Below are 22,689 nucleotides of genomic sequence, written 5' to 3'. Positions count from 1 at the left end.
CCCGCTCAGGTCGTTTCGGGGTCGTCGCCGGTGCCGGCGGCGGCGCGCGTGGCCGCCGGCAGGCGCTTGGGCACCCGGTTGGCGTCGAGCAGGCGTTCGATGCGCGCGAAGACCTCCGCCCGCGAGAACGGCTTCTTCATGAAGTCGTCGGCGCCGATGCGGTGCACGTAGAACTGCTCGGTGGCCTGCTCGTTGCCGCTGATCATGATCACCGGGATGTCCCGGGTCGCCGGGTCGCGGCGAAGCTGGCGCAGCGCGGCGAAGCCGTCCATGCCCGGCAGCACGATGTCCAGGAACACCAGCTCCGGGCTTTCGGTGCGGGCGATCTCGAGGCCCTGTTCGGCGTCGCTGGCTTCGAGCACGGTGTAGTCGTTCTGGCGGAGCATGCGCGAGAGCAGCGCGACGATCGTCGCGGAGTCGTCGATCACCAGCATGCGCGTTCCCGGCCGGGCATTGGTGCGGGCCTTGCCGCGGCGCTCGGGTCCGGAAGGCGCGGGTTTTTCCTCCGCGGCCTGCGGGCCCGCGGCGGTGTCGCTGCGCGGCTCCGGCGCGGGCGCCTTGCCCCAGCCGAACAGTCGCTTGATCCTGTCGTAAACGTCCACGCCGCGCTCCCCTCGTTTTTCCCCGGCGCACAGTGTCCATGCCACGCGCCCGGCTGGCAATGCGCGGCGACTGGACAGCCCGGCCGGCATGGCCCAGTCTGCCGGGCCCAGACCTTCCCGGAGCCCGCGATGGCGCCCAAGTCCACCGTGCACAAGGCCAGGCTGCAGATCAGCGACATGGACCGGCACTATTACGCCAGCCACGACCTGGTGCTGGCCCAGCACCCGTCGGAAACCGACGAACGCCTGATGCTGCGCCTGCTGGCGTTCGCGCTGTTCGCCGACGAACGACTGGCGTTCGGCCGGGGCCTGAGCACCGACGACGAACCGGACCTGTGGCGCAAGGACCTCACCGGCGTCATCGAGCAGTGGATCGACCTCGGCCAGCCCGACGAATCCCGCGTGCGCAAGGCCTGTGGCCGCGCCGGCGAGGCGGTGGTGCTGACCTACGGCGGCCGCGGCGCCGACCTGTGGTGGGAAAAGAACGAAGCCGCGCTGGCGCGCTTCGGCAACCTGGTCGTCGTAGACGTTTCCCCCGACGAAGCCAAAGCCCTGGGCCAGCGCCTGGTGCGCGGCATGGACGTGCAGGTGGTGGTGCAGGACGGCGTGCTGCAGTGGATCGACGAGGCCGGCACGCTGGAGCTGGCGCCGCGGATCCGGCGCGGACGCAGCTAGTCGAGCACCTTGCCTTCGGCCGTGCCCAGGTTCGCCGGTTCGGGCTTGGGCATCGGGTGTCGCGACAGCAGCGGGTGCACGAACACGCCGGCGAGGATCACCACCACGCCGGCGTAGAACATGCCGCCCAGTTCGTGCTGTTCGCCCAGCAGCACGATCGCCAGGACGATGGCGTAGATCGGCTCCAGGTTGACCGCCAGCTGCGCCGAGAATGCGCTCAGGTGCCGCAGCGCCACCAGCGACAGCGCGAACGGCAGCAGCGTGCAGGCCAGCGCCAGCACCAGCAGCCAGACGATGTCCATGCCGGCGGGAATAACCAGCGGCGAGCCGAACCAGGGCAGCAGCGGCGTCAGCAGCGCCAGCACCAGGCCGCCGGCGCCGAGCTCAAGGCCGGTGACGGTCAGGGGATCGGCGCGTTCGACGTAGCGCTTGTTGAGCGAACCGAACAGCGCCACCAGGATCGCCGAGATCGTGCCGACCACGATGCCCACGCGCATGCCGTCCGGTACGCCGCCCACCACCAGCGCCACGCCGGGCACGACCGCGACGCCGAGCAGCAATTCGCGTGGTTCGAATTTGCGGCCGGTGATCCAGGGTTCGACCATCGGCACGAACACCGTCGCCAGCGCGATGCAGGTGACCGCCACCGAGGCATTGGCCAGCTTGATCGCGCCGTAGAAGGTGAGCCAGTGCAGTGCGACCAGGGTGCCGATGCCCGAATAGATCAGCCACAGCCTTGGCGGCAGCGCCCGCAGCCCGCGCCAGACCCGCGGCACCAGCAACAGCGCGAACGCGACGATCGCCATGCGCCACACCACCAGGGCCATCGCCGGCAGCGTGATCACCTTGCCCAGGATCGCGGTGAATCCCCAGAGCAGCACGCAAAAGTGCATCTGCCAGTAGGCCTTGGTGGTGGGCGTCATCGGTGCGGGCCTTCGGCGAGCGTGCGTTTCTGGAGGGCGGAGAGTTTCTTGATGGCGTGTTCGGCCTTCAGCGCGCTGGAGCGGTCGGGGTGCTCGAAGCGTGCCAGCAGCCGGCGCGGCGGATGCGATTTCGTGTACCGCGCACCCTTGCAGGCGGCGTGTTCGGCATAGCGGCGCTCGACGTCGACGGCCACGCCGGTGTACACGCTGCCGTCGAGGCATTCGATCAGGTAGACGAACCAGGGCATGGGCGGCATTCTCCCATGCGGCCGGCGAAAAACGCGCGGCCCGGGTCAGGTCGGAAGGGGACGCGATGCGCAGTTTGCTGGCGGCGTTTTTATTGGTGGTGCCGGTGCAGGTCCTGGCGGCCGATCCGGCTCCGCGCTGTCCCGGCACCGTGGCGTTCGCCCGGTCCGTGGATGCGGCCGGAAAGGCCGATGCCGCCCCCGGCGACCGGGACAAGCTGGTTCCCGCCCTGGCGGCCTGCCTGGCCCATCCGGATCCGACGGTTCGCGATGGCCTCGCTTACACCACCCTGGCCGGCTGGCTGCGGGCCGAGGCCATTTCCCCGCCGGTCCGCGCCGGCCTGATGCGTGACCTGCTGGCTGTCCTGGCGCCGGACTATCCGGATCCACACGGATTCCACGCGCCCTTCGCCGCGTTGATGCTGGCGGAAATTGCGCGCACCGACCGCGTGGCGCCCTGGCTTGATGGCGGCGGGCGCGACGCCCTGGTCGCCGCCGCGACAGGCTACCTGGCAGGCGTGCGCGACTACCGCGGTTTCACCGATGGCCAGGGCTGGCGCCATGGCGTCGCGCACGGCGCCGACTTCGTGATGCAGCTGGTGCTGAACCCGGCGCTGGACGCCGGCTCCCGCCGCCGACTGCTCGATGCCGTGGCGGCCCAGGTCGCCCCGGTGGCTGCGCCGCCCTACGTGCACACCGAGTCCGAGCGCCTGGCGCGGCCGGTGCTGCTGGCCCTCGCGGCCGAGACCTTCGATGAAGCGGGCTGGGCAAGCTGGCTGGAGGCGCTGGCCTCGCCGGCGCCGATGGCGTCCTGGGGCGAGGCCTGGCAGGACGAGGCCGCCCTGGCGCGCCGGCACAACCTGCGCGCCTTCCTGTTCGTGCTGCATGCCGGCGCCAGCAGCGACGAAAGGCTGTCGGCCTACGTTCCCGCCGTGCAGGCGGCACTTCGCGCCAGCCAGTAAGCGGCCTCAGTCGGCGCCGCGCTCCGCCGTGGCCGGGCGCACCGGCACCGACAGGTTGCAGACGTCGACGTGGCCGGCCGGGTGCACGTACCACTCGTCGCTGCGGTTGCGGCGCGATTCGACGTAGGCGTCCCAGGTGGCGGTGTCGGTGCGCATCACCTCGAGGCGCGCGCGCTGCTCCGGCGGCATTTCCGATGCCATGCGGGCCGCGAGGATCGGCACGCGCTGCGCGGCTTCGGTGTAGAAGCCCAGCGGGCCCGTGCCGCGCGGCAGCACGCTCAGGCGTTCCATGCCGACCACGACGCGGCCGACGGTGGTGATGTTGAGGTCGAGCTGTCGCGGCGACTGCCCGGTGACGACGTAGAGTTCGCTGCCGTTGCTGGAGTCGGGCGCCATCGCGCGGCCGGCGCCGATGGTGCCGTAGCAGTGCGCCAGCCAGGCCTTGCCGGCCTTCGGGTCGCGCGCCGCGGCGAAGCCGTCCACGAAGCCCGCTTCCGGCGCCCAGCCGTCGGGGTCGGGCAGGGCGCGGAAAGACAGGCCGTCGGCGTCACGGCTGAACTCGGCCGGCAGGCTGGCCTTGGCCTCGCCGAGCGGGCGGCGCAGCGCCAGTTCGTCGCCGGCGGGGTCGCCCCACTGCACCACGAAGTTGTCCTGCGAGCGGTTGACCGACAGCCCGTCGAAGTAGCGGCCCTTCACCAGCGTCCGGATGTTGGCCACGTGTTCGGGCGCGAACGCCGGCGCCAGTTCCATCACCACCATGCCCGACGGCAGCTGCAGATAGACGGTGTTCTCGGGGTCGAGCGGGCGCCAGTCGGCGGGCGTGGACGCGTCGATCACTTCCTGCGTGGTGGGCACGCTGGCTGCCGGGCCGTCGCTTCGCTGCGGGGCATGGGTACAGGCCGCCAGGGACAGGGCCAGCAGGGTGAGGGGCAGGGTCGGTCGCATTGCGTGTCCTCGTTTGTCGATGCCGGCCAGCGTATCGCAAGCCGGCTCAGTCGGGGTCGGGCGGCGCCTCGTGCAGCGCGGCCAGCTGTTCCTGCATCTGGGTGATCACCGACTCCCAGTGCCGCGGCGCCTCGAACCAGGGGAAGGCGACGGGGAACGCGGGGTCATGCCAGCGACGCGCGATCCAGGCGTTGTGGTGCAGCAGGCGCAGCGTGCGCAGGGCTTCGACCAGATGCAGTTCGCGGCGGTCGAAGGCGCGGAAGGTTTCGTAGCCTTCAAGCAGCCAGCGCCAGGGCGCGCGGCTGTCCTCGCGGTGACCGGCCAGCATCCACAGGTCCTGCACCGCCGGACCCGACAGGCAGTCGTCGAGGTCGACGAAATGCGCCTGGTCGTCGCGCCACAGGATGTTGCCCGGGTGGCAGTCGCCGTGCAGGCGCAGCGTGGTGGTCTCGCCGGCGCGTTCGTAGCAGGCGTCCATGGCGTCGAACAGGGCTTCGGCGAGGCGCTCGAAATTGTCTTCCAGGTCGGGCGGCAGCCAGCGGTTCTCCAGCAGGTAGTGCACCGGGTCTTCGCCGTGGCTTTCGATGCCGATGACGCCGCGGTGCCGGAACGGCGCCGCGGCGCCGACCGCATGCAGGCGGCCGAGCACGCGGCCAAGGTGGGTCAGCACGTCGCGGTTGCCAAGCTCGGGGGCATGGCCGCCGCGCATTTCAAACAGCGCGAAACGATGGCCTTCGAAGTGGTGCAGGGTGTGGCCGTGGATTTGCAGGGGCGCCACCACGGACAGGTCCGCGGCCTTGAGCTCGGCGGAAAAGGCGTGCTCTTCGGCGATGGCTTCGTCGGTCCAGCGGCCGGGCCGGTAGAACTTGGCCACGCGCGCCGGGCCCTGTTCCATGCCGATGCGATAGACGCGGTTCTCGTAGCTGTTGAGCGCCAGCACGCGGCCGTCGCTGTGCAGGCCGAGCGACTCGACGGCGTCGAGGATGCGGTCGGGGTCGAGGTCGGCGAACGGCGTCTCGCCGCCCACTAGCGCGGCAGCTCCAGCGCGGTGGCGCGCGACGCCAGCGGCGCCGACAGGTACAGGTGCGACCCGATGGGCGTGAAACCGGCCTTTCCGAAGGCCTTGCGGTACCAGGCGGCAGGGCGACGGTGCAGTTCCTTCAGGTCGCCGACGATCTCATCGCCCTCTGCGAAGACTTCCAGGAAGGCCACGCCGTGGCACAGGCGCGCGAACTCCTTCAGCCCGCGAAGCAGTTCGTCTTCGGCCAGGTAGTGCATGACGTCCGAACACACCAGCAGGTCGACCGGGCGCGAAAAACCCACGGCCGCCAGGTCGCCGAAGGGCATCCAGTGCAGGTTGCGGCTGGCGCCGTAGCGGTCGATGGCGTAGTCGCTGCTGTCCAGGCCCAGGTAGTTCAGTCCGGGCCGCAGTTTGAGCAGCGGCGCCCGCCAGGCGCCCTCGCCGCAGCCGACGTCGAGCACCGACTTGATCGGGCGACCCAGGTGGTATTCGGCGGTGGCCACGGCCAGGGCCACCTTGCGGCCCAGCGCGGCGGCGCCGCCGAGGTCGCGCCGGCGGTACCAGTTTTCGAAGTAGTCGCGGTCGTAGACCTTCTTCATGCCGGCCGCGCCTTGCCCCGGTGCAGCAGCCAGGCCGCGAACAGCGCGCCGGTCAGGTACATGCTGAGCGCATAGATCGCCGGCGCGATGCTGGCGGCGTCGCGGCCCAGTACCTCGATGGCGATGAAGATGGCCAGGGTGCCGTTGTGGATGCCGATCTCGAAGGCGATGGCGATCGCCTGGGGTTCGGCCAGGCGCACGCCGCGGGCCACGAAATAGCCCGACAGCAGGCTGGCCAGGTTGAACAGCACGCAGGCCAGGCCGACCACCGGTGCGTACAGGCGCACGATGTCCCACTCGGACACGAAGGCCATCACGATCAGCGCGCCCAGCAGCAGCGAGGACAGCAGGCGCACCGGTTTCTCAGCCGCCGCCGCCAGCGCCGGCCGCCAGGCGCGCAGCGCCATGCCCAGCGCCACCGGGGCAACCACCAGCACGGCGACTTCGATGATCTTGCGGGTCGGCGGCGGCACGCTGCCTTCGGTGCCCAGGAACACCGACAGGGCCAGCGCGGTCCACACCGGCAGGGTAAGCAGCGCGAGCACGCTGTTGATCGCGGTGAGGCTGATGTTGAGCGCGACGTCGCCGCGCGCCAGATGACTGAAGAGATTGGCGGTGACGCCGCCGGGCGAGGCGGCCAGCAGCACCAGGCCCAGGGCGAGTTCGCCCGGCAGGCCGAACAGTTTCGCCAGGCCGAACGCGACCGGCGGCAGCAGCAATACCTGCACCGCCAGCGCCACCGCGACCGCGCGCGGCATCGCCAGCACGCGACGGAAATCGGCCAGGGTCAGGTGCAGGCCCAGCCCGGCCATCACCACGGCCAGCGCCAGCGGCAGGAACAGCATCAGGACCGGGTTGTCGGACATCAGTCCAGCTTGCCGATGATGACCGAGCGCATGGAAATCGGGCCGGCGACGTCCTCGTTGAAGAACTCGACCGGATCCTCGTCGCGCTGCAGGGCCAGCACGTACAGCAGCGGCAGGTAGTGTTCGGGCGAGGGAATGGCCATCAGGGCGTCGGGGCCCAGGGTTTCGTAACCCAGCATGCCTTCGTGGTGGCCTTCGGCGATGCGTTCGGCGATGTCTTCGTCGAAGCGCTGGGCCCAGTCGAGCGGCTCGGTCTGGCCCTGCCGCCAGTAGCGCAGGTTGTGAACGATGTTGCCGGTGCCCACCACCAGCACGCCCTCGTCGCGCAGCGGCCCGAGCTGTCGCGCCAGGTCGTAGTGCCAGGCGCCGGGCTGCAGCGTCGCCAGGCTCAGCGGCACCACCGGGATGTCGGCCCCCGGGAACATGGGCTGCAGCACGCTCCAGACGCCGTGGTCGAGGCCGCGGTGGGAATCCATATGCACCCGCGGCTGTTCAACCAGTTCGGCCACGCGATGGGCCAGGTCCGGGCTGCCCGGCGCGGGGTAGCGCACGTCGAACAGGGCCTTCGGGAAACCGCGGAAATCGTGGATGGTGTCGGGCTTTTCGGCGCTGCCGACATAAACCCCTTCGGTTTCCCAGTGCGCCGAGATGGCCAGGATGGCCTTGGGGCGGGGAAGGCGCTTGCCCAGGGCCTGCCAGCTTCGTCGCCAGGCGTTGTCCTCGATGGCGTTCATGGGTGATCCGTGCCCGACGAAGAGGGCGGGCATCGGGCCAGGCATGGACGGGCTCATCGAGTGACTCTCCGGCAGGGGGCGTTGGCGTCCACATTAACCAAGGCCGCGAGGGATGCAAGACGGACGGGCCGGCCGCCGGCACCCGGGCCATGACTTGCGGCACTGCCGGCCGAGCCACGGGCAGCTAGTATTCACTCAACACTATCCACAACAGGCCTGTATTGCTCAGGCCGGGACAGGATCATGCAGGACACCGAGCCGCACCTGAAGAAGTTCCAGAAAGAGCTCAGCGCCGGGACCGTTTCCCTGGTCCTGCTGGCGGTCCTGGCGCGCTCGGACGAGCCGCTGTACGGCTACCAGATCGCCAAACGCCTGGAGCAGACCGGCGACCCGCTGCTGGGCGGCAAACAGAGCGCCCTGTACCCGGTGCTGCGCAACCTCAGCGCCGCCGGCCTGGCCGAGAGCCACGTCGAACCCTCGATCAGCGGCCCCCCGCGCCGCTACTACCGCATCACCACGCTTGGCCGCCAGGCGCTGTCGGAATGGACCGGCAGCTGGCGTACCACCCGCGACTCCGTCGATTCCGTGCTGGAAGGAAACCTGCGATGACCGCCGCCGCCCCGAAGACCATCCCCGACTACCTCGACCAGCTGCGCGCGGCCCTGCGCGGCGCCGACCCGGCGCTCGTCCAGGACGCCCTCTACGACGCGGAGGAATACCTGCGCTCGGAAATGGCCGCCAATCCCGGCATGGCGGAAGCCGACCTGATCGCCAGCGTCGCCGGCAGCTATGGTGCCCCCGAGGAAGTGGCCGACATCTATCGCGACACCGAGGTCCAGGTCACCCGCGCCTTGCGCACGCCGCCGGCGCCGCCGCGCACCAGCCTGGCCGGCCGGTTCTTCGGCGTCGCCACCGATCCCCGGGCCTGGACCGCGCTGTTCTACATGCTGCTGTCCCTCGCCACGGGCATCGTCTATTTCACCGCGGTGGTGATGGGCTTCAGCTTCTCGGCGAGCCTTGCGCTGATGATCATCGGCATCCCGGTGGTGATCCTGTTCGTCGGGCTGGTGCGGGTGCTGTCGCTGGTCGAGGGCCGCATCGTCGAGGTGCTGCTGGGCGAGCGCATGCCGCGCCGGCCGCTCTACCAGGGCCGCGGGCAGCCGTGGCTTGAACGCATCGGCGCGATGTTCACCGACCCGCGCACCTGGAGCACGATGCTTTACCAGCTGCTGATGCTGCCGCTGGGCATCGGCTACTCCACGGTGGCCTTCACCGGCATCGTCCTGTCGGTGACCCTGGCCGGGGGCGGCCTGCTCGCGCTGCTCAAGCTGCTGGGCCTGCCGGGCATGGACAACCTGCAGGTGCAGGGTTTCATCATCGACGGCCCGGCCGGGGCGGCGATCCTGATGCTGCTGGGCACGCTCCTCTTCTTCGTCACGCTGCACCTGGTCCGGCTGGTCGGCCGGATCCACGGCACGGTGGCCAAGAACCTGCTGGTGAAGACCGCCCAGTACTAAGCGGACCGGGGCGTGGTCAGCGCAGCAGCAGCGTCCAGGCCACGCCCCACAGGCCCTGCACGACCAGCGCCAGAAGCGCGAGGCTGGCCAGCACGAAGGGAATGGCGCGGCTGCGGGCCGGGTCGAGGTAGGTCACGGCATACGCGACGCGGGCCAGCAGCCAGACGCCGCCGAAGCAGGCGGCCAGCCAGGGCAGGCTGAAAGCCGCGGCCGTCCACAGCGCGGGCAGGAACATCAGCGCCGACTCCTGGGTATTCATCTGCACCCGGAACGTGCGTTCGAAACCTTCCGGTCCGGTGGTGGACGGCGCCTTGACGCCATGGCGGCCGCGGGCACGCCCGACGAGCCCCATCATGGCCATCAGCAGCAGCACGGTGAGCAGGGTGACCAGGGCGATCAGGGGGTGCATGGCAGGCTCCTTGGGGTTTGCGCCAGCCTAGCCGTTCGGGCGACGAATGGGCATCACGGCCGGGTATCGGTGCTTGCAGTATCGTGGTCGCCCGTCATCGCCCCCGGAGCCACCGATGTCCGATCCCCTGGCCCAGCCGCTGCGACTTCCCTGCGGTGCGGTTCTCGGCAACCGCCTGTGCAAGGCGGCGATGACCGAAGGCTTGGGGGACAGCCGGCTGCGGGCCACCGGGCGCCTCGATCACCTCTACGGCGCCTGGAGCGACGGCGGCGCCGGCCTGCTGGTCACCGGCAACGTGATGATCGACCACCGGGTACTCGAACGGCCCGGCAACGTCGCCATCGATCCCGGCTTCGCACCGAGTGTTTCCGCCGACGCGCGTGAGCGCCTGCGCAGCTGGGCGAAGGCGGGAACCCGCGCAGGCAATGCGCTGTGGATGCAGGTGTCGCATGCGGGCCGGCAGTCGCCGCGCTACGTGACGCGCGAACCGGTCGGGCCTTCGGACGTGCAGCTGGACCTGATGGGCAACTACGCACGACCGCGCGCATTGCGCGAAGAGGAGATCCTCGGGCTGGTGCAGCGCTTCGCCGACGTCGCGGTGATCGCGCGCGACTGCGGCTTCACCGGCGTGCAGGTGCACGGCGCGCACGGCTACCTGCTCAGCAGCTTCCTGTCGCCGGTCACCAACCGGCGCACCGACGCCTGGGGCGGATCGCTGGAGAACCGTGCGCGCTTCCTCGTCGAAACCGTGCGCGCAGTGCGCCGGGCCGTCGGCGCCGATTTCCCGGTGTCGGTGAAACTCAACTCCGACGACTTCCGCAAGGGAGGCTTCAGCCACGCCGACTGCCTGGGCGTGGTGGATCTGCTCAACGGCGAAGGCGTGGACCTGCTGGAAATCTCCGGCGGCAACTACGAACAGCCGCGCCTGCTCGGCATCGCCGGCCGCGACGACGACGCGGTGCAGGTGCGGCCCAGCACCCGGGTGCGCGAAGCCTATTTCCTCGACTACGCCGCCGCCATCCGCCGCGTGGCGACGATGCCGCTGATGGTGACCGGCGGCTTCCGCAGCCGCGCCGGCATGGAAGCCGCGCTGGCCAGCGGCGATACCGACGTGATCGGCATCGGCCGGCCCTTCTGCACGCACCCGGACGTGGCGCGCCGGCTGCTGGCCGGCGAGATCGACGTGTTGCCGGCGTTCGAACACCGCCTGCACCTGCGCGCCCGCGGCCGGCTGTCCCCGGCCAGCCCCTGGCTGCTGGCCAAGATGGTCAACGTGCTCGGGGCCCAGGGCTGGTATTACCAGCAGATGGACCGGCTGGCCGCGGGTCGCCCGATCGACACCGGCCGGGGCATGCTGCGCTCTTTCATGCGTTACTGGTGGAATGACCTGAGCAAGGCCGCCGCGCTGCGGCGCCGGGAGTAGCAAAATGACCCACGATCCGATGCATGGCGACGAGCCCCTGACCGACGAAGCCGTCGTCGATGCCACCCGCGACTGGCTGGAGAAGGCCGTCATCGGCCTGAACCTGTGTCCCTTCGCGAAAGCGGTGCACGTGAAGCGGCAGATCCGCTACGTCGTCAGCCAAGCCACCGACGAGGAAGGCCTGCTGCAGGACCTGCTGCACGAACTGCAGCTGCTGGCCTCGGCCGACCCGGGCGACATCGAGACCACGCTGCTGGTGCACCCTTACGTGCTGCGCGACTTCCTGGACTACAACGATTTCCTCGACCTGGCCGACGCCGCCGTCGAGGAGCTCGAGCTCGAGGGCGTGCTGCAGGTGGCCAGCTTCCATCCCGACTACCAGTTCGCCGACAGCGAGCCCGACGACATGGCGAACTTCAGCAACCGCTCGCCGTTCCCGACCCTGCACCTGCTGCGCGAGGACAGCGTCGACAAGGCGGTGGCCGCGTTCCCCGAGGCCGACCGGATCTACGAAACCAACATCGGGACCCTGCGCAGGCTGGGTCCCGACGGCTGGAAGGCGCTCTGGCGCAAATAGCGGATCAGAACGCGTCGTCCGGCATCGCCATCAGGCTGGGCGCGCCGGCGCGGGCTTCGCGGAAACGCTGCTCGACCTCGGGCAGCAGCCAGGCGAAATAAAAGCGCGCCGTGGCGATCTTCGCCGAATGGAAGGGGTCGTCCTTGCCGACCGCCAGCGCCGCCATGCGCGCCCACAGCCAGGCGAAACACAGGTGGCCGGTGATGCGCAGGTAGGGCACCGCCGCCGCGCCGACTTCGTTCGGGTCGGCCTTGGCCTTGCCGCCGATTTCGCGGGTCAGCGCCGCCGTGTCGGCCAGCAGCTTCGCCAGCGGCGTCGTGAATTCGGCCAGTTCGGGGCGGCCGGCGTTTTCCTCGATGAAGGCCTGCACCAGTGCGGCGAAACGACCGAACTTCGCGCCGCCGTCCATCAGCACCTTGCGGCCCAGCAGGTCCAGCGCCTGGATGCCGTTGGTGCCTTCGTAGATCATGTTGATGCGCGCGTCGCGCACGTACTGGTCCATGCCCCATTCGCTGATGTAGCCGTGGCCGCCCAGCACCTGCTGGCACAGGGTCGCGGTTTCCCAGCCGTTGTCGGTCAGGAAGGCCTTCACCACCGGGGTGAGCAGGGCCATCAGTTCGCTGGCCTCTTCGCGCACGGCCGCATCCGGATGGTCGTGTTCGCGGTCGAGCAGCAGCGCGGTCCAGGTGGCCAGGGCGCGGCCGCCTTCGTTGTAGGCGCGCGCGGTGAGCAGCATGCGGCGCACGTCCGGGTGCACCAGGATCGAATCGGCCGGCTTGTCCGGCGTGGCCGGACCGGCGGCGGCGCGGCCCTGCAGGCGGTCCTTCGCGTACGCGGCGGCGTTCTGGTAGGCGACCTCGGCCTGGCCCAGCGACTGCATGCCCACGCCCAGGCGCGCCGAGTTCATCATAACGAACATCGCCGCCAGGCCCTTGTTGGCCTCGCCGATCAGCCAGCCGGTGGCGCCGTCGAGGTTCATCACGCAGGTGGCGTTGCCGTGGATGCCCATCTTGTGTTCGATCGAGCCGGCCTTGATGGCATTGCGCGGGCCGACGGCGCCGTTCGCATCGGGCAGGAACTTGGGCACCAGGAACAGCGAAATGCCCTTGGTGCCGGCGGGCGCGTCCGGCAGGCGGGCCAGCACCAGGTGCAGGATGTTTTCGGCCAGGTCGTGTTCGCCGGCGCTGATGAAGATCTTGGTGCCGGTCAGCGCGTGGCTGCCGTCCTCGTTCGGCTCGGCCTTGGTCTTGAGCAGGCCCAGGTCGGTGCCGCAGTGCGGCTCGGTCAGGCACATGGTGCCGGTCCATTCGCCGGATACGATCTTCGTCAGGTAAACCTGCTTCTGCTCGTCGGTGCCGAAGGCCATCAGGCATTCGTAGGCGCTGTGGGACAGGCCGGCGTACATCAGCCAGGCCTGGTTGGCCGAGTTCCACATTTCGTACAGGCGGTTGTTCACCAGCGTCGGCAACCCCTGGCCGCCGAAATCCGGGTCGCAGCCCAGCGAGGGCCAGCCGGCGTCCACGAACTGGGCGTAGGCGGCCTTGAAGCCCGGCGGCGCGGTGACCACGCCGTCGCCGTGGAAAGTGCAGCCCTCGCGGTCGCCGACCTGGTTCAGCGGCTGGATGACCTGGCTGGCGAATTTCGCGCCTTCCTCCAGCACCGCCTCGATGGTTTCGCGGTCCAGGCCGGCGTGGCGGGGCAGGGCGGCAAGCTCGGTTTCGGCCTGGAACAGGTCGAACAGGACGAACTGCATGTCGCGCAGGGGGGCGGTGTACTGGGACATGACGGGCTCTCGGGTCGGGCTTCAGGCACACCATACCGGTGCGTATGTGATGCCCCAGTATGCACCAACTCAGGCACTCGGGGCAGTGTTGGTCAGTGTCCCGCAGCCGGGAATGCCCAAACGAGCCAGCCCGTAAAGCGCTGCCAGGCTCCTCTCATTGGGTTGAAGGTGCAGGGCGCGGCAGTAGGCATCCCGTGCCGGGACCCATTGACCCTGTCGGTGCCGGGCGACGCCGAGGTTGTGCCAACCCCGCGCGTGGCCAGGTGCCAATCGCACCACTTCCCGCCAGACGGCCCGTTCGTTCGCCAGGATCGCGTTGCGTTCGTGCAGGCCGAAGGCACTGCCGACCACAAGGACCAGGACCGCGGCACCCGCCAGCGCACGACGCATGCCGTCCTGGCTGGCCAGCCAGCAAAGGCCGAAGGCCAGCGACAGCATCGGTCCCCAGATCGCCAGATAGAGGTGCCGGTCGTTGGCTGGCTCGGCCCGAGGGACGAGCGAATAGGTGGGTGCCAGGTGGATGAAGAACCAGGCAAGACCAAACACCAGCCATGCGTATCGACGACGCAGCCGGAGCCCGGATGCAAGTAGGGCGCAGGTGGCCGCGAGCAGCGCAGGCAGCCAGAACGGGGCGCCCGCCGGAAGCACGGGGTCGATCGAGCCCGCCTGCAGTCCCAGGCAGCGCAGGACCAGGTAATGCAGTCCACGCGCCCCGTCGGGAAGGTTGCCCAGTGCGTCGCCGTGGGCGAATGCGCCGGCAAAAAAAGCGCGATAGCCAGGGTGCGCGCCAAGCGCGTACGCGCCAGCCAACGCGACGACGGCCGCCATGGCCATCGGTAGCCTGGTTGCCTTGGGTGGGCGTTCCGACGACAGCCACAGGACGACCAGCATCGCCGCTGGAAGCACCACCGCCGTCTCGCGCGAAGCCAGCGCAAGCACGAAGAGCGCCAGCGCCGCCGCGTCGCATGCCGGGCGACCGGGCCAGCGCAGCCACAGCAGGAGCGAGGAGAGCAGGAAAACCGCCATCAGCGGTGACGATCGTCCGCTGAAGTAGGTCACCGCCTCGGCCTGGACGGGATGCATCGCGAACAGGATCGCAGCCAGCCAGGCGGCAGGCGTCGTGAGCCGCGCGTGGCCCGGCGCGATGCGAGGCAGCAAGTGCAGGGCGATGCGCCAAAGCAGAACGGCGTTGGCCGCGTGCAGCGCCAGGTTGACGGCGAAGTAGCCCGGCGCACCCAGGCCCGAGCGCCAGTTGAGCAGAAACGACAGCTTCAGCAGGGGTCGGATGCCGCCGGGGACATCGGCCCACCAGGCCTGCCAATCCTGCGCCCTGGGATCGCCGGTGATGACCCGGTAGTCGTCGTAGAGGAAGCTCGTCGCGGCTCCCCCGGCGAAAGCCACCGCCACGACTGCCAGCAACAGCCCGGCAGCCGGAAGTCCGGTCAGCCTGAAGGCCATCCGTAGTCTGGACCGGCTTCCTGTGGAAGCCGGCACTCTCTTTCACCTGAGGCGACGAAGCTGCTGAGGTTGCGCCAGAAACGGTCTTCTTCAGCGGAAAAGGCGCCAGTTCCCCGTGCCGGGATCAGAACACCGATCGAGAAGTCGTTGATGCTCCGCTCGATCTCCTCGCAGCACACCTTCTCAAACGCGATGACGCCAGCCAATGTGTTTTCCATGGGAAGGTCGGGGCTTCCCTGACCCACGGACTGGCCCACCATGCCCGCCGAATAGCTCACCGGGTTGGCCAGGTTGATCATCTCTGCAAAGGCGATCGTGACTTGGTCACCCTGGCAGGTGACCAGTCTTGCGTGCGCATCGATCAGTACCTGGCGACCTTGGGGCGACAGGAAATCAGGGTAGGGCAGCTCAGGTTCTCCGCGGCAGGCGACCAGCCCCAGGCCAAGCAGGCCGGCGAGCAGTCCCCGGGTGATCGGTCCTGGCTGGCGAAGCATCTTCCTGGCGTTGTCCATGGCCTATTGCACCTTCAGCGGCTGGCTGTGCAACACGGCGCTGTTGTCGCCGTTCCAGTAGCGCAGCTCGTAGTTGCCTGGGGTCTCGGGCAGCTTCAGGGTGACCTGGCGCTGGTCGTAGCCCTTGTCCGACTGGACCCGCTTGTTGGCCAGGGACTTGCCGCGGCCGGCGCGGGCGGCGGGGTCCCAGACCTGCACTTCGTCGAAGCGGGCGCCGGGGCCGGTCCAGGTGATCGTCACCTGCTGGCCGGCCGGGCCGCTGGCGGGCGCGTCGAAGCCGACCTTCACCGCGGTCACCTCCAGCGGCTGCTCGTGCAGCATCGACGAGTTGTCGCCGTTCCAGTAACGCAGCGTGTAGGCACCGGGGACGCCCGGCGCGGTCAGGGTGACCTGGCGCTGGTCGTAGCCCTTGTCGCTCTGCACGCGCTGGTTGTCGATCGACTTGCCGCGGCCGGCACGGGCGCGCGGGTCCCAGACCTGTACTTCGTCGTACTGGGCGCCGGGGCCGGTCCAGGTGACGGTGAAGTCCGAGGCCATGGGCACCGAGGCCGGGGCATCGAGCGCCACTTCGGTTTCCAGCACCCGCAGCGCGAGCGTGGCGAGCGCCTTGTTGTTGTCGCCGTTCCAGTAGCGAAGTTCATAGTCGCCCGGGGCGGCCGGGGCGGTCAGGGTGACCTGGCGCTGGTCGTAGCCCTTGTCGCTATGCACGCGCTGGTTGTCGACGACGGCGCCGCGGCCGGCGCGCGCCTTCGGGTCCCAGACCTGCACTTCGTCGTACTGGGCGCCGGGGCCGGTCCAGGTGACGACGAAGCTCGACGCCATGTCGACTTCCTGCGGGGCCTGCAGGGCCACTTCGGCATCGACGACCTTGAGCGCCACCGTCGCCAGCACGGCGCTGTTGTGGCCGTTGTAGTAGCGCAGCTCGTAGTCTCCGGGCGTGGCCGGCGCGGTCAGGGCGACCTGGCGCTGGTCGAAGCCTTCGGCACTGTGCACGCGCTGGTTGTCGACGACGGCGCCGCGCCCGGCGCGCGCGCGCGGGTCCCAGACCTGCACTTCGTCGTACTGCTCACCCGGGCCGGTCCAGGTCACTTCGAAGGTGCTGGCGATGCTGACCTCGCCGGGGGCTTCCAGCGCCACCTCGGCCTCGGTGATGGTGATCGGCCGCGTCGCGATCACCTTCGACTGCGCACCGTGGTAGTAGCGAAGCAGGTACTCGCCGGGTTTCGCGGGCGCGACCAGTTCAACCTGCTTCTGGTCGGCGCGCTTGTCGGAGAGCACGCGCCGGTTGTCGATGACCTTGCCCCGGCCGCCGCGCTCTTCGGGCGCGAAAACCTGGACCTCGTCGTACTGGTGCGCCGGCCCGGTCCAGGAAACCAGGAAACGCGAAGAAATGGGCGCGCTGTCGGGCGCGTCCAGCGTGGCTTCGGGTGCGGGCGGTTCGGCCGGCGCCTCGACCACGGTTTGCGTCAGCGCCGCGGCCAGGCCGTCGGCATCGTTGGCGGCGAGGTACTGGCCGCCGGTGTTCTCGGCCAGGCAGGCGACCTGCTTGCCTTCTTCGGCGCTCAGGCCGAAGCCGACGACGTGGGCGGTGAAGTCCACGCCCGACTCCTCGAGTTCCTTGCCCAGCGCACAGGGGTCGGCCTTGCAGGTTTCCAGGCCGTCGGTGATCAGGATCACCGTGGCCTTCTGTTCCGTGAAACGCAGTTCGTTGGCGGCACGCGCGACCGCTTCGGACAGCGGGGTCATGCCCAGGAACTTCATCTTCGCCGCGGCCGCGGCGATGTCGGCGCCGCTGCCGGCGCGCACGGGCACCACCAGTTCGATGTCCTCGCAGTTGCCCTTCTCGCGGTGGCCGTAGGCCATCAGGCCCAGCGCCATGCTGTCGGGCGTGTCCTTGAGTACGGTCGCGAGGGTCTCGCGCGCGATCTCGAGCTTGGGCTTGCCTTTGATCTGGCCCCACATCGAGCCGGAGGCATCGAGCACGATGATGGCCTGTTCGCCGGCGGGATCCTGTGCCGGTGCCAGGCCCGGGGCCAGGCAGAGCAGGGCGAGCGCGGGGAGTATGGCGCGTCGAGGGGTCCGGGGCATGCGGAGGCTCCTGTTTTTCCGGGTGTATTGGCAACTTAACGCGAAAAGGGGGGCGATTGCGCCACTCAGGCGACGCTTCCCGCGGCATGGCCGCTGGCCCAGGCCCACTGGAAGTTGTAGCCGCCCAGCCAGCCGGTGACGTCGAGCACCTCGCCGACGAAAAACAGCCCAGGCACGGTCTTTGATTCCATGCTGCTTGACGACACGCCATCCGTATCGACGCCCCCCAGCGTGACTTCGGCGGTGCGATAGCCCTCGGTGCCGCTGGCGACGATTGGCCAGTGCGCCAGCTGGCGGGCGATCGCCGGCAGTTCGGCATGGCTGTACTGGCGCATCGGCTTGCTGGTGAACCACACCTCGCAAAGCCGCTGCGCGAAACGTTTCGGGAAGGCATCGGCCAGCACGGTGCGCAGCTCGGCCGCCGGCTGTTCGCGCTGGCGCTCGAGCAGCCAGGCTTCGATGTCGTGTTCCGGCAGCAGGTCGAGCAGCAGCTCCTTGCCCGGTTCCCAGTAGGAGGACACCTGCAGGATCGCCGGACCGCTGAGACCCCGGTGGGTGCACAGCATCGCGTTGTCGAAGCGCGCCTTGCCGCAGCGCGCGGACACGTGCACGGAGACGCCCGCGAGGTCGGCGTAGTGCTCCAGGTGCTTGCCGCTGAGCGTCAGCGGCACCAGGCCGGCGCGCGTGGGCAGCACGGCGTGGCCGAACTGCCGCGCCAGTTCGTAGCCGAAGCCGGTGGCGCCCATCTTCGGGATCGACAGGCCGCCGGTGGCCACCACCAGCGAATCCGCAGCCATCGCGCCCTGGCTGGTGCGCAGCGCGAAGCCTCCGCCCGGCGAGGCGGCCACGCTTTCAACGCTGCAGGAGGTGTCGATGGCCACGCCGGCGTCGGCGCATTCGGCCAGCAGCATCGCGACGATCTGCTTGGACGAGTCGTCGCAGAACAGCTGGCCCAGCTCCTTCTCGTGCCAGGCGATGCCGTGCGCGTCCACCATCGCGATGAAGTGTTCGGGCCGGAAGCGCGCCAGTGCCGACTTGCAGAAATGCGGATTGGCCGAGAGGAAATTGGCCGGCGTGGTGCCGGTATTGGTGAAGTTGCAGCGGCCGCCGCCGGACATCAGGATTTTCTTGCCGCAGCGGTTGGCGTGTTCGATGACGCGCACGCGGCGCCCGCGCCTGCCGGCGGTCAGCGCACACATCAGCCCCGCGGCGCCACCGCCGATGATCAGTACGTCGTGTTCCATGGCGCGGACTCTAGCCCTTCACGCACGCCCGCGACTATCCTCGGGCCCGGGCCGGCATCCGCGGGCCGTGGGGAGCGGGACATGGCGGCGAAAAAATTCCTGGTGGGATGCCTGGTGGTGATGCTGGTCTTCGCGGTCGGCGCCGTGGCCGCCTGGTGGTTCGTGCTGCGGCCGATGTGGCATGCCGGCATCGAAGGCGCCAAGACCTGGGCCAGCGCCGTCGACCTGGGCGACGACATCCGCAACCAGGCGCCGTTCGACGCCCCCGCCGACGGGCGCATGACGCCGGAACAGGTCGCCGCCTTCGTCGCCGTGCAGAAGGTGGTGGCCGCCGAGATGGGCCCCGACCTGGCGCGCCTTGCCCGCGAAGGCCAGGCCGCCGCCAGCGAACGCGCCAGCGGTGCCCGCCAGCCTTCGCTGCAGGACCTGGGCACCGTGTTTGGTGAAACCTCGTCCCTGCTGTCGCGGCTGCGTGCCGCCCAGGCCAGGGGTGTGAACCAGACCGGGCTGTCGCGTCAGGAATACGCCTGGGTGCGCCGCCAGTCGCTGGCGGCGATGTCCGAGTTGGTGCCGGTGCCCGATGCGGGCACCGTCGCCGGCATGGCCGGCCTGCCGGCCCTGCCGTCGTTCACCGGGCCGGACCCGGACGACGAAGCCGCGATGGCCGCGGCCCGCCACAACGCCGCGCTGCTGCGCCCGCACCTTCCCCTGCTGGAAAAGACGCTGGGCGCGATGCCGGCCTTGCCCTGACGGGCGTCAGTCCTGCGAAGGACCCTTGCGGTGCGGCTTCTTCGGGCCGAAGGACTTCTTCGGGCCGAAGGACTTGCGCTCGCCGAAGTCCTTCTTCGGGCCGCCAAAGGGCTTCTTGCCGAACGGCTTCTTGCCCGGCACCTTGCCGGCGGTGTCCGGCGTCTCGCCGTCGCGGGTGATGCGCAGCTGCTGGCCGGCGCACCAGACGGTCTTGAGGTGGGTCATCACGTCGGGCGGCATGCCGTCGGGCAGGTCGAGCAGGGTGTGGTCCTCGAAGATCTCGATGCGGCCGATGTGCTTGGCGTCCAGGCCGGCTTCGTTGGCGATGGCACCGACGATGTTGCCGGGCTTCACGCCGTGGTCGTAACCGACTTCGATGCGGAAGGTCGCCTTGCCCTCGTCGGGCGTACGCGGCTCGCGCACCTTCTTGGCGAAGGCCGGGCGTTCCGGCCGATCGCCGCGCTCGAAGCGCGCCGGCTTGGCGTAGCGGTCGGTGGCGTCCTGCACATCGCGGTCGAAGGCGCGCTTCTTGGCTTCGAACTTCGGCGGCTGCATCAGCAGCGGCACGTCGCCGCGGGCCAGCTTGGCCAGCGCGGTGGCGATCTCGATCGCCGGCACGTTCATCTCGCGCTCGTAGTCCTCGATCAGCTTGCGGAACTCGGCCAGTTCGCCGGCGGCGAGCGTGTCGGTGATCTGCTGCTTGAACTTGGCGATGCGCACGTCGTTGACGGCGGCCACGGTCGGCAGCTCCATCGGCGTGATCGGCTGGCGTGTGGCGCGTTCGATCGCGCGCAGCATGCTGCGCTCGCGCGGCGCGATGAACAGGATCGCCTCGCCGCTGCGGCCGGCGCGGCCGGTGCGGCCGATGCGGTGCACGTAGCTTTCGGTGTCGTAGGGCACGTCGTAGTTGACGACGTGGCTGATGCGGTCGACGTCGAGGCCACGCGCCGCCACGTCGGTGGCGACCAGGATGTCGATCTTGCCGTCCTTGAGCTGCTGGATCGTGCGCTCACGCTGCGCCTGCACCACGTCGCCGTTGATCGCGGCGGCGGAGAAACCACGCGCCTGCAGCTTCTCGGCCAGTTCGTCGGTGGCCTGCTTGGTGCGGGCGAAGACGATCATGGCGTCGAAGGGTTCGGCTTCCAGGATCCGGGTGAGCGCGTCGAGCTTGTGCATGCCGCTGACTTCCCAGCTGCGCTGGCGGATGTTGTCGGCGGTGCGGGTCTTGGCCTCGATCGTGACCTCGACCGGTTCCTTGAGGTAGGTCTGGGCGATGCGACGGATGGCGTGCGGCATGGTCGCCGAGAACAGCGCGGTCTGGCGCACCGCCGGCATCTTCTTGAGGATGGCCTCGACGTCGTCGATGAAGCCCATGCGCAGCATTTCGTCGGCTTCGTCCAGCACCAGGGTGCGCAGGTGCGAAAGATCCAGCGAGCCCTTGTCCAGGTGGTCGATGATGCGGCCGGGGGTGCCGACCACGACGTGCACGCCGCGGCGCAGGGCCTGCAGCTGCGGGCCATAGCCCTGGCCGCCGTAGATCGGCAGCACCCTGAAGCCGGGCAGGTGGGCGGCGTATTTCTGGAAGGCCTCGGCGACCTGGATGCCCAGTTCGCGGGTGGGGCACAGGACCAGGGCCTGGGGCGAGTTCACGGCCGGGTCGAGGCCTGCCAGCAGGGGCAGGGCGAAGGCGGCGGTCTTGCCGGTGCCGGTCTGGGCCTGGCCCAGCACGTCCTTGCCGGCGAGCAGGTGGGGAATGGTCGCGGCCTGGATGGGCGAGGGCGACTCGTAGCCGACGTCGGCCAGGGCCTTGAGCAGGGGCTCGCCGAGGTCGAGATCGCTGAAAAGCAGGGGCGCGGTCGGCGCCACGTTCGTGGGGTCGGTCATGGGAGGTCCGTTGGAATTCGGGGTGCTTCGCATTCCGGCACACCACGGACACGAAGAAGGCGCGCGGATTGTACCTCAAACACCATGCAAGCACCTGAACCGCTTCGGTATTGCGACCCAGTCGCGTAAACGGAATCATGGGCCTCCCGCACCCCCCGGAGAACGAGCATGCGCGCCATCCGCCCGAGCCTGCCGATCGTCCTGTTGCTGTCCGCCCTGCTTGCCGGCTGCGCCACCACGCCGACCGGCCGAAACCAGCTGATCCTGGTCGACGATGCCGCCATGGACCGCATGGGTGCCACCGCCTTCGACCAGATCAAGACCAGCGGCCGGCTGGCCAACGACCCCGCCGCCTCGCGCTACGTGCGCTGCGTGGCCGACGCGCTGGTGCGGGTGTTGCCCACCCACGAGCGGCAGCAGGCCTGGGAGGTCGTCGTGATCCAGGACGACTCGCCCAATGCTTTCGCGCTGCCCGGCGGCAAGGTCGGCGTGCACACGGGCCTGTTCAAGGTCGCGACCAGCCAGGACCAGCTGGCGGCCGTGATCGGTCACGAAATGGGCCACATGGTGTCGCGCCACGCGGCCGAGCGCGTCTCGCAGCGGTTTGCGGCCGAGGCTGCGATGCAGGCGGTGAACGCCGCGACCGGCGGCGAGCGCCAGCAGCTCCTGGGCCTGCTGGGCGTGGGCGCCCAGGCGGGCGTGCTGCTGCCGTTCTCGCGCCAGCACGAGGTCGAAGCAGACGTGCTGGGCCAGCGTTACATGGCCCTGGCGGGCTTCAATCCCGAGGGTGCGCCGGCCGTGTGGGAAAACATGATCCGTGCGACCGGCGGCAACCGGCCGCCGGCGTGGCTGTCGACCCACCCGGACCCGGCGTCGCGCGTGCAGGCCCTGCGTGCGTCGGCGCCGGGCCTGATGCCGACCTACCAGCAGGCCCGTGCCGCGGGCCGCGCCCCCAACTGCCGCTGACGCGGCGAGGAACCGAAAAAGATGGCCTACCTCTGGACCAAGCTCTTCCACGTGCTTTTCGTGATCGCCTGGATGGCGACGGTGTTCTACCTGCCGCGCATCCTGGTGAACCTGGCCGAGGTGGGCGAACAGCCGGCGGTGCGCGAGCGGCTGGCGCTGATGGGCAAGCGGCTGTACGGCTTCGGGCACGTGATGTTCGGCATCGCGTTCGTGCTGGGCCTGACGCTGTGGTTCCACTTCGGCATGGTCGGCCCGTGGCTGCACGCGAAGCTGACGGTGGTGCTGCTGGTGCTGGCGCACTTCATTGTCACCGGCCGCTGGATCAAGCGCGCCGCGGCCGGCGGCAAGCTGCCGTCGCCGACGACCCTGCGCTGGTTCAACGAGATCCCGCTGCTGCTGGCCATCGCCATCCTCTGGCTCGTCTACTTCAAACCCTTCTGATGCCGTGGTTCCTGTAGGAGCGCCTTCACGCGCGAAAAAACAGACCAAGGTGGTTGGGTAAAGAG

The 22,689-nt window shown here is 69.6% G+C and carries 24 protein-coding genes; 9 read left to right on the top strand and 15 right to left on the bottom strand.

Annotation, left to right across the window (positions count from 1 at the left end):
- Positions 1 to 5 precede the first annotated feature (5 nt).
- On the bottom strand, positions 6 to 602 hold the full coding sequence (locus tag ACE3TE_RS07970; protein WP_374603848.1) for a PleD family two-component system response regulator: 597 nt from the start codon (positions 600 to 602) through the stop codon (positions 6 to 8).
- A 129-nt stretch (positions 603 to 731) separates the two neighbouring features.
- On the opposite strand from ACE3TE_RS07970, the gene ACE3TE_RS07965 reads away from it, so the two are divergent.
- The gene (locus ACE3TE_RS07965) at positions 732 to 1,277 is read left to right on the top strand and encodes a YaeQ family protein (RefSeq protein WP_374603846.1); all 546 of its coding nucleotides are present in this window, start codon (positions 732 to 734) and stop codon (positions 1,275 to 1,277) included.
- Here ACE3TE_RS07965 and ACE3TE_RS07960 read toward each other — a convergent pair.
- Entirely contained in the window at positions 1,274 to 2,200 is a 927-nt protein-coding gene (locus ACE3TE_RS07960) for a DMT family transporter (protein WP_374603844.1), read from the bottom strand. The two genes, ACE3TE_RS07965 and ACE3TE_RS07960, sit on opposite strands and share 4 nt — an antisense overlap.
- Positions 2,197 to 2,448, bottom strand: a complete 252-nt coding sequence (locus ACE3TE_RS07955) for a GIY-YIG nuclease family protein (RefSeq protein ID WP_374603842.1) — start codon at positions 2,446 to 2,448, stop codon at positions 2,197 to 2,199. The genes ACE3TE_RS07960 and ACE3TE_RS07955 overlap by 4 nt, the downstream gene beginning before the upstream one ends.
- A gap of 65 nt (positions 2,449 to 2,513) precedes the next feature.
- On the opposite strand from ACE3TE_RS07955, the gene ACE3TE_RS07950 reads away from it, so the two are divergent.
- Positions 2,514 to 3,407, top strand: a complete 894-nt coding sequence (locus ACE3TE_RS07950) for a DUF2785 domain-containing protein (protein WP_374603840.1) — start codon at positions 2,514 to 2,516, stop codon at positions 3,405 to 3,407.
- Positions 3,408 to 3,413: 6 nt separating this feature from the next.
- Here the strand turns inward: ACE3TE_RS07950 and ACE3TE_RS07945 are convergent, their stop codons facing one another.
- The 5 genes from ACE3TE_RS07945 to ygiD are packed head-to-tail and all read right to left on the bottom strand — an operon-like array spanning position 3,414 to position 7,605.
- A complete protein-coding gene (locus ACE3TE_RS07945; protein WP_374603838.1) occupies positions 3,414 to 4,352 on the bottom strand; it encodes a peptidylprolyl isomerase in 939 nt (312 codons plus the stop codon).
- Positions 4,353 to 4,398: 46 nt separating this feature from the next.
- The gene (locus ACE3TE_RS07940) at positions 4,399 to 5,379 is read right to left on the bottom strand and encodes a serine/threonine protein kinase (RefSeq protein ID WP_374603836.1); all 981 of its coding nucleotides are present in this window, start codon (positions 5,377 to 5,379) and stop codon (positions 4,399 to 4,401) included.
- Positions 5,379 to 5,972, bottom strand: a complete 594-nt coding sequence (locus ACE3TE_RS07935; RefSeq protein WP_374603834.1) for a trans-aconitate 2-methyltransferase — start codon at positions 5,970 to 5,972, stop codon at positions 5,379 to 5,381. The genes ACE3TE_RS07940 and ACE3TE_RS07935 overlap by 1 nt, the downstream gene beginning before the upstream one ends.
- Positions 5,969 to 6,838 carry a bile acid:sodium symporter family protein gene (locus ACE3TE_RS07930; protein ID WP_374603832.1) on the bottom strand — a complete coding sequence of 290 codons (870 nt, stop codon included), beginning with the start codon at positions 6,836 to 6,838 and terminating at the stop codon, positions 5,969 to 5,971. Before ACE3TE_RS07930 ends, ACE3TE_RS07935 begins: the two co-directional genes overlap by 4 nt.
- On the bottom strand, positions 6,838 to 7,605 hold the full coding sequence (gene ygiD / locus ACE3TE_RS07925; RefSeq protein ID WP_374603830.1) for a 4,5-DOPA dioxygenase extradiol: 768 nt from the start codon (positions 7,603 to 7,605) through the stop codon (positions 6,838 to 6,840). Before ygiD ends, ACE3TE_RS07930 begins: the two co-directional genes overlap by 1 nt.
- Positions 7,606 to 7,815: 210 nt before the next feature.
- Between ygiD and ACE3TE_RS07920 the strand changes: the two genes are divergently transcribed.
- Both ACE3TE_RS07920 and ACE3TE_RS07915 read left to right on the top strand, forming a co-directional pair.
- Positions 7,816 to 8,181 carry a PadR family transcriptional regulator gene (locus tag ACE3TE_RS07920; RefSeq protein WP_374603828.1) on the top strand — a complete coding sequence of 122 codons (366 nt, stop codon included), beginning with the start codon at positions 7,816 to 7,818 and terminating at the stop codon, positions 8,179 to 8,181.
- Positions 8,178 to 9,089: a sensor domain-containing protein gene (locus ACE3TE_RS07915; protein ID WP_374603826.1), complete on the top strand. Its 912-nt coding sequence runs from the start codon at positions 8,178 to 8,180 to the stop codon at positions 9,087 to 9,089. Before ACE3TE_RS07920 ends, ACE3TE_RS07915 begins: the two co-directional genes overlap by 4 nt.
- Before the next feature lie 16 nt (positions 9,090 to 9,105).
- Here the strand turns inward: ACE3TE_RS07915 and ACE3TE_RS07910 are convergent, their stop codons facing one another.
- Positions 9,106 to 9,498 carry an MAPEG family protein gene (locus ACE3TE_RS07910; RefSeq protein ID WP_374603824.1) on the bottom strand — a complete coding sequence of 131 codons (393 nt, stop codon included), beginning with the start codon at positions 9,496 to 9,498 and terminating at the stop codon, positions 9,106 to 9,108.
- Between the two features lie 115 nt (positions 9,499 to 9,613).
- Here ACE3TE_RS07910 and ACE3TE_RS07905 point away from each other — a divergent pair, with 115 nt between their 5' ends.
- Together ACE3TE_RS07905 and ACE3TE_RS07900 are read left to right on the top strand one after the other, a co-directional pair.
- The gene (locus ACE3TE_RS07905; RefSeq protein ID WP_374603822.1) at positions 9,614 to 10,921 is read left to right on the top strand and encodes an NADH:flavin oxidoreductase/NADH oxidase family protein; all 1,308 of its coding nucleotides are present in this window, start codon (positions 9,614 to 9,616) and stop codon (positions 10,919 to 10,921) included.
- 4 nt (positions 10,922 to 10,925) lie between these two features.
- The gene (locus ACE3TE_RS07900) at positions 10,926 to 11,498 is read left to right on the top strand and encodes a DUF1415 domain-containing protein (protein ID WP_374603820.1); all 573 of its coding nucleotides are present in this window, start codon (positions 10,926 to 10,928) and stop codon (positions 11,496 to 11,498) included.
- Between the two features lie 4 nt (positions 11,499 to 11,502).
- Here the strand turns inward: ACE3TE_RS07900 and ACE3TE_RS07895 are convergent, their stop codons facing one another.
- The 5 genes from ACE3TE_RS07895 to ACE3TE_RS07875 form a co-directional block, all read right to left on the bottom strand.
- Positions 11,503 to 13,281 carry an acyl-CoA dehydrogenase C-terminal domain-containing protein gene (locus ACE3TE_RS07895; RefSeq protein WP_374603818.1) on the bottom strand — a complete coding sequence of 593 codons (1,779 nt, stop codon included), beginning with the start codon at positions 13,279 to 13,281 and terminating at the stop codon, positions 11,503 to 11,505.
- Between the two features lie 69 nt (positions 13,282 to 13,350).
- Positions 13,351 to 14,739, bottom strand: coding sequence for a hypothetical protein (locus tag ACE3TE_RS07890; RefSeq protein ID WP_374603816.1), 1,389 nt, complete (start codon positions 14,737 to 14,739; stop codon positions 13,351 to 13,353).
- A complete protein-coding gene (locus ACE3TE_RS07885) occupies positions 14,724 to 15,251 on the bottom strand; it encodes a hypothetical protein (RefSeq protein WP_374603815.1) in 528 nt (175 codons plus the stop codon). Before ACE3TE_RS07885 ends, ACE3TE_RS07890 begins: the two co-directional genes overlap by 16 nt.
- Positions 15,252 to 15,254: 3 nt before the next feature.
- Positions 15,255 to 17,339 (bottom strand): VWA domain-containing protein, encoded by a 2,085-nt coding sequence (locus ACE3TE_RS07880; protein ID WP_374603813.1) that lies wholly within the window; start codon positions 17,337 to 17,339, stop codon positions 15,255 to 15,257.
- 65 nt (positions 17,340 to 17,404) lie between these two features.
- Positions 17,405 to 18,583: an NAD(P)/FAD-dependent oxidoreductase gene (locus ACE3TE_RS07875; protein ID WP_374603811.1), complete on the bottom strand. Its 1,179-nt coding sequence runs from the start codon at positions 18,581 to 18,583 to the stop codon at positions 17,405 to 17,407.
- 81 nt (positions 18,584 to 18,664) lie between these two features.
- On the opposite strand from ACE3TE_RS07875, the gene ACE3TE_RS07870 reads away from it, so the two are divergent.
- The gene (locus ACE3TE_RS07870; protein ID WP_374603809.1) at positions 18,665 to 19,333 is read left to right on the top strand and encodes a hypothetical protein; all 669 of its coding nucleotides are present in this window, start codon (positions 18,665 to 18,667) and stop codon (positions 19,331 to 19,333) included.
- A 6-nt stretch (positions 19,334 to 19,339) separates the two neighbouring features.
- Here ACE3TE_RS07870 and ACE3TE_RS07865 read toward each other — a convergent pair whose 3' ends face one another.
- Positions 19,340 to 21,217: a DEAD/DEAH box helicase gene (locus tag ACE3TE_RS07865; protein WP_374603807.1), complete on the bottom strand. Its 1,878-nt coding sequence runs from the start codon at positions 21,215 to 21,217 to the stop codon at positions 19,340 to 19,342.
- A 168-nt stretch (positions 21,218 to 21,385) separates the two neighbouring features.
- Here ACE3TE_RS07865 and ACE3TE_RS07860 point away from each other — a divergent pair, with 168 nt between their 5' ends.
- Positions 21,386 to 22,183, top strand: a complete 798-nt coding sequence (locus ACE3TE_RS07860; protein ID WP_374603805.1) for a M48 family metallopeptidase — start codon at positions 21,386 to 21,388, stop codon at positions 22,181 to 22,183.
- A 21-nt stretch (positions 22,184 to 22,204) separates the two neighbouring features.
- Entirely contained in the window at positions 22,205 to 22,624 is a 420-nt protein-coding gene (locus ACE3TE_RS07855) for a CopD family protein (RefSeq protein ID WP_374603803.1), read from the top strand.
- The last annotated feature ends 65 nt before the right edge of the window (positions 22,625 to 22,689 follow it).

The sequence above is a fragment of the Arenimonas sp. genome (genome assembly GCF_041919775.1).
GTDB lineage: Bacteria > Pseudomonadota > Gammaproteobacteria > Xanthomonadales > Xanthomonadaceae > Arenimonas.
Note: the sequence above shows the minus strand (reverse complement) of the source record. Positions and strands in the feature narration are given on the sequence as shown.

What these genes read in the sequence shown, in the direction of transcription:
- ACE3TE_RS07905 (WP_374603822.1), top strand. Translation starts at nt 9,614, where the DNA reads ATGTCCGATCCCCTGGCCCAGCCGCTGCGACTTCCCTGCGGTGCGGTT.
- ACE3TE_RS07880 (WP_374603813.1), bottom strand. Translation starts at nt 17,339, where the DNA reads ATGCCCCGGACCCCTCGACGCGCCATACTCCCCGCGCTCGCCCTGCTC.
- ACE3TE_RS07855 (WP_374603803.1), top strand. Translation starts at nt 22,205, where the DNA reads ATGGCCTACCTCTGGACCAAGCTCTTCCACGTGCTTTTCGTGATCGCC.
- ACE3TE_RS07950 (WP_374603840.1), top strand. Translation starts at nt 2,514, where the DNA reads ATGCGCAGTTTGCTGGCGGCGTTTTTATTGGTGGTGCCGGTGCAGGTC.
- ACE3TE_RS07945 (WP_374603838.1), bottom strand. Translation starts at nt 4,352, where the DNA reads ATGCGACCGACCCTGCCCCTCACCCTGCTGGCCCTGTCCCTGGCGGCC.
- ACE3TE_RS07865 (WP_374603807.1), bottom strand. Translation starts at nt 21,217, where the DNA reads ATGACCGACCCCACGAACGTGGCGCCGACCGCGCCCCTGCTTTTCAGC.
- ACE3TE_RS07870 (WP_374603809.1), top strand. Translation starts at nt 18,665, where the DNA reads ATGGCGGCGAAAAAATTCCTGGTGGGATGCCTGGTGGTGATGCTGGTC.
- ACE3TE_RS07955 (WP_374603842.1), bottom strand. Translation starts at nt 2,448, where the DNA reads ATGCCCTGGTTCGTCTACCTGATCGAATGCCTCGACGGCAGCGTGTAC.
- ygiD (WP_374603830.1), bottom strand. Translation starts at nt 7,605, where the DNA reads ATGCCCGCCCTCTTCGTCGGGCACGGATCACCCATGAACGCCATCGAG.
- ACE3TE_RS07910 (WP_374603824.1), bottom strand. Translation starts at nt 9,498, where the DNA reads ATGCACCCCCTGATCGCCCTGGTCACCCTGCTCACCGTGCTGCTGCTG.
- ACE3TE_RS07860 (WP_374603805.1), top strand. Translation starts at nt 21,386, where the DNA reads ATGCGCGCCATCCGCCCGAGCCTGCCGATCGTCCTGTTGCTGTCCGCC.
- ACE3TE_RS07935 (WP_374603834.1), bottom strand. Translation starts at nt 5,972, where the DNA reads ATGAAGAAGGTCTACGACCGCGACTACTTCGAAAACTGGTACCGCCGG.
- ACE3TE_RS07890 (WP_374603816.1), bottom strand. Translation starts at nt 14,739, where the DNA reads ATGGCCTTCAGGCTGACCGGACTTCCGGCTGCCGGGCTGTTGCTGGCA.
- ACE3TE_RS07930 (WP_374603832.1), bottom strand. Translation starts at nt 6,838, where the DNA reads ATGTCCGACAACCCGGTCCTGATGCTGTTCCTGCCGCTGGCGCTGGCC.
- ACE3TE_RS07895 (WP_374603818.1), bottom strand. Translation starts at nt 13,281, where the DNA reads ATGTCCCAGTACACCGCCCCCCTGCGCGACATGCAGTTCGTCCTGTTC.
- ACE3TE_RS07885 (WP_374603815.1), bottom strand. Translation starts at nt 15,251, where the DNA reads ATGGACAACGCCAGGAAGATGCTTCGCCAGCCAGGACCGATCACCCGG.
- ACE3TE_RS07960 (WP_374603844.1), bottom strand. Translation starts at nt 2,200, where the DNA reads ATGACGCCCACCACCAAGGCCTACTGGCAGATGCACTTTTGCGTGCTG.
- ACE3TE_RS07920 (WP_374603828.1), top strand. Translation starts at nt 7,816, where the DNA reads ATGCAGGACACCGAGCCGCACCTGAAGAAGTTCCAGAAAGAGCTCAGC.
- ACE3TE_RS07965 (WP_374603846.1), top strand. Translation starts at nt 732, where the DNA reads ATGGCGCCCAAGTCCACCGTGCACAAGGCCAGGCTGCAGATCAGCGAC.
- ACE3TE_RS07875 (WP_374603811.1), bottom strand. Translation starts at nt 18,583, where the DNA reads ATGGAACACGACGTACTGATCATCGGCGGTGGCGCCGCGGGGCTGATG.
- ACE3TE_RS07915 (WP_374603826.1), top strand. Translation starts at nt 8,178, where the DNA reads ATGACCGCCGCCGCCCCGAAGACCATCCCCGACTACCTCGACCAGCTG.
- ACE3TE_RS07900 (WP_374603820.1), top strand. Translation starts at nt 10,926, where the DNA reads ATGACCCACGATCCGATGCATGGCGACGAGCCCCTGACCGACGAAGCC.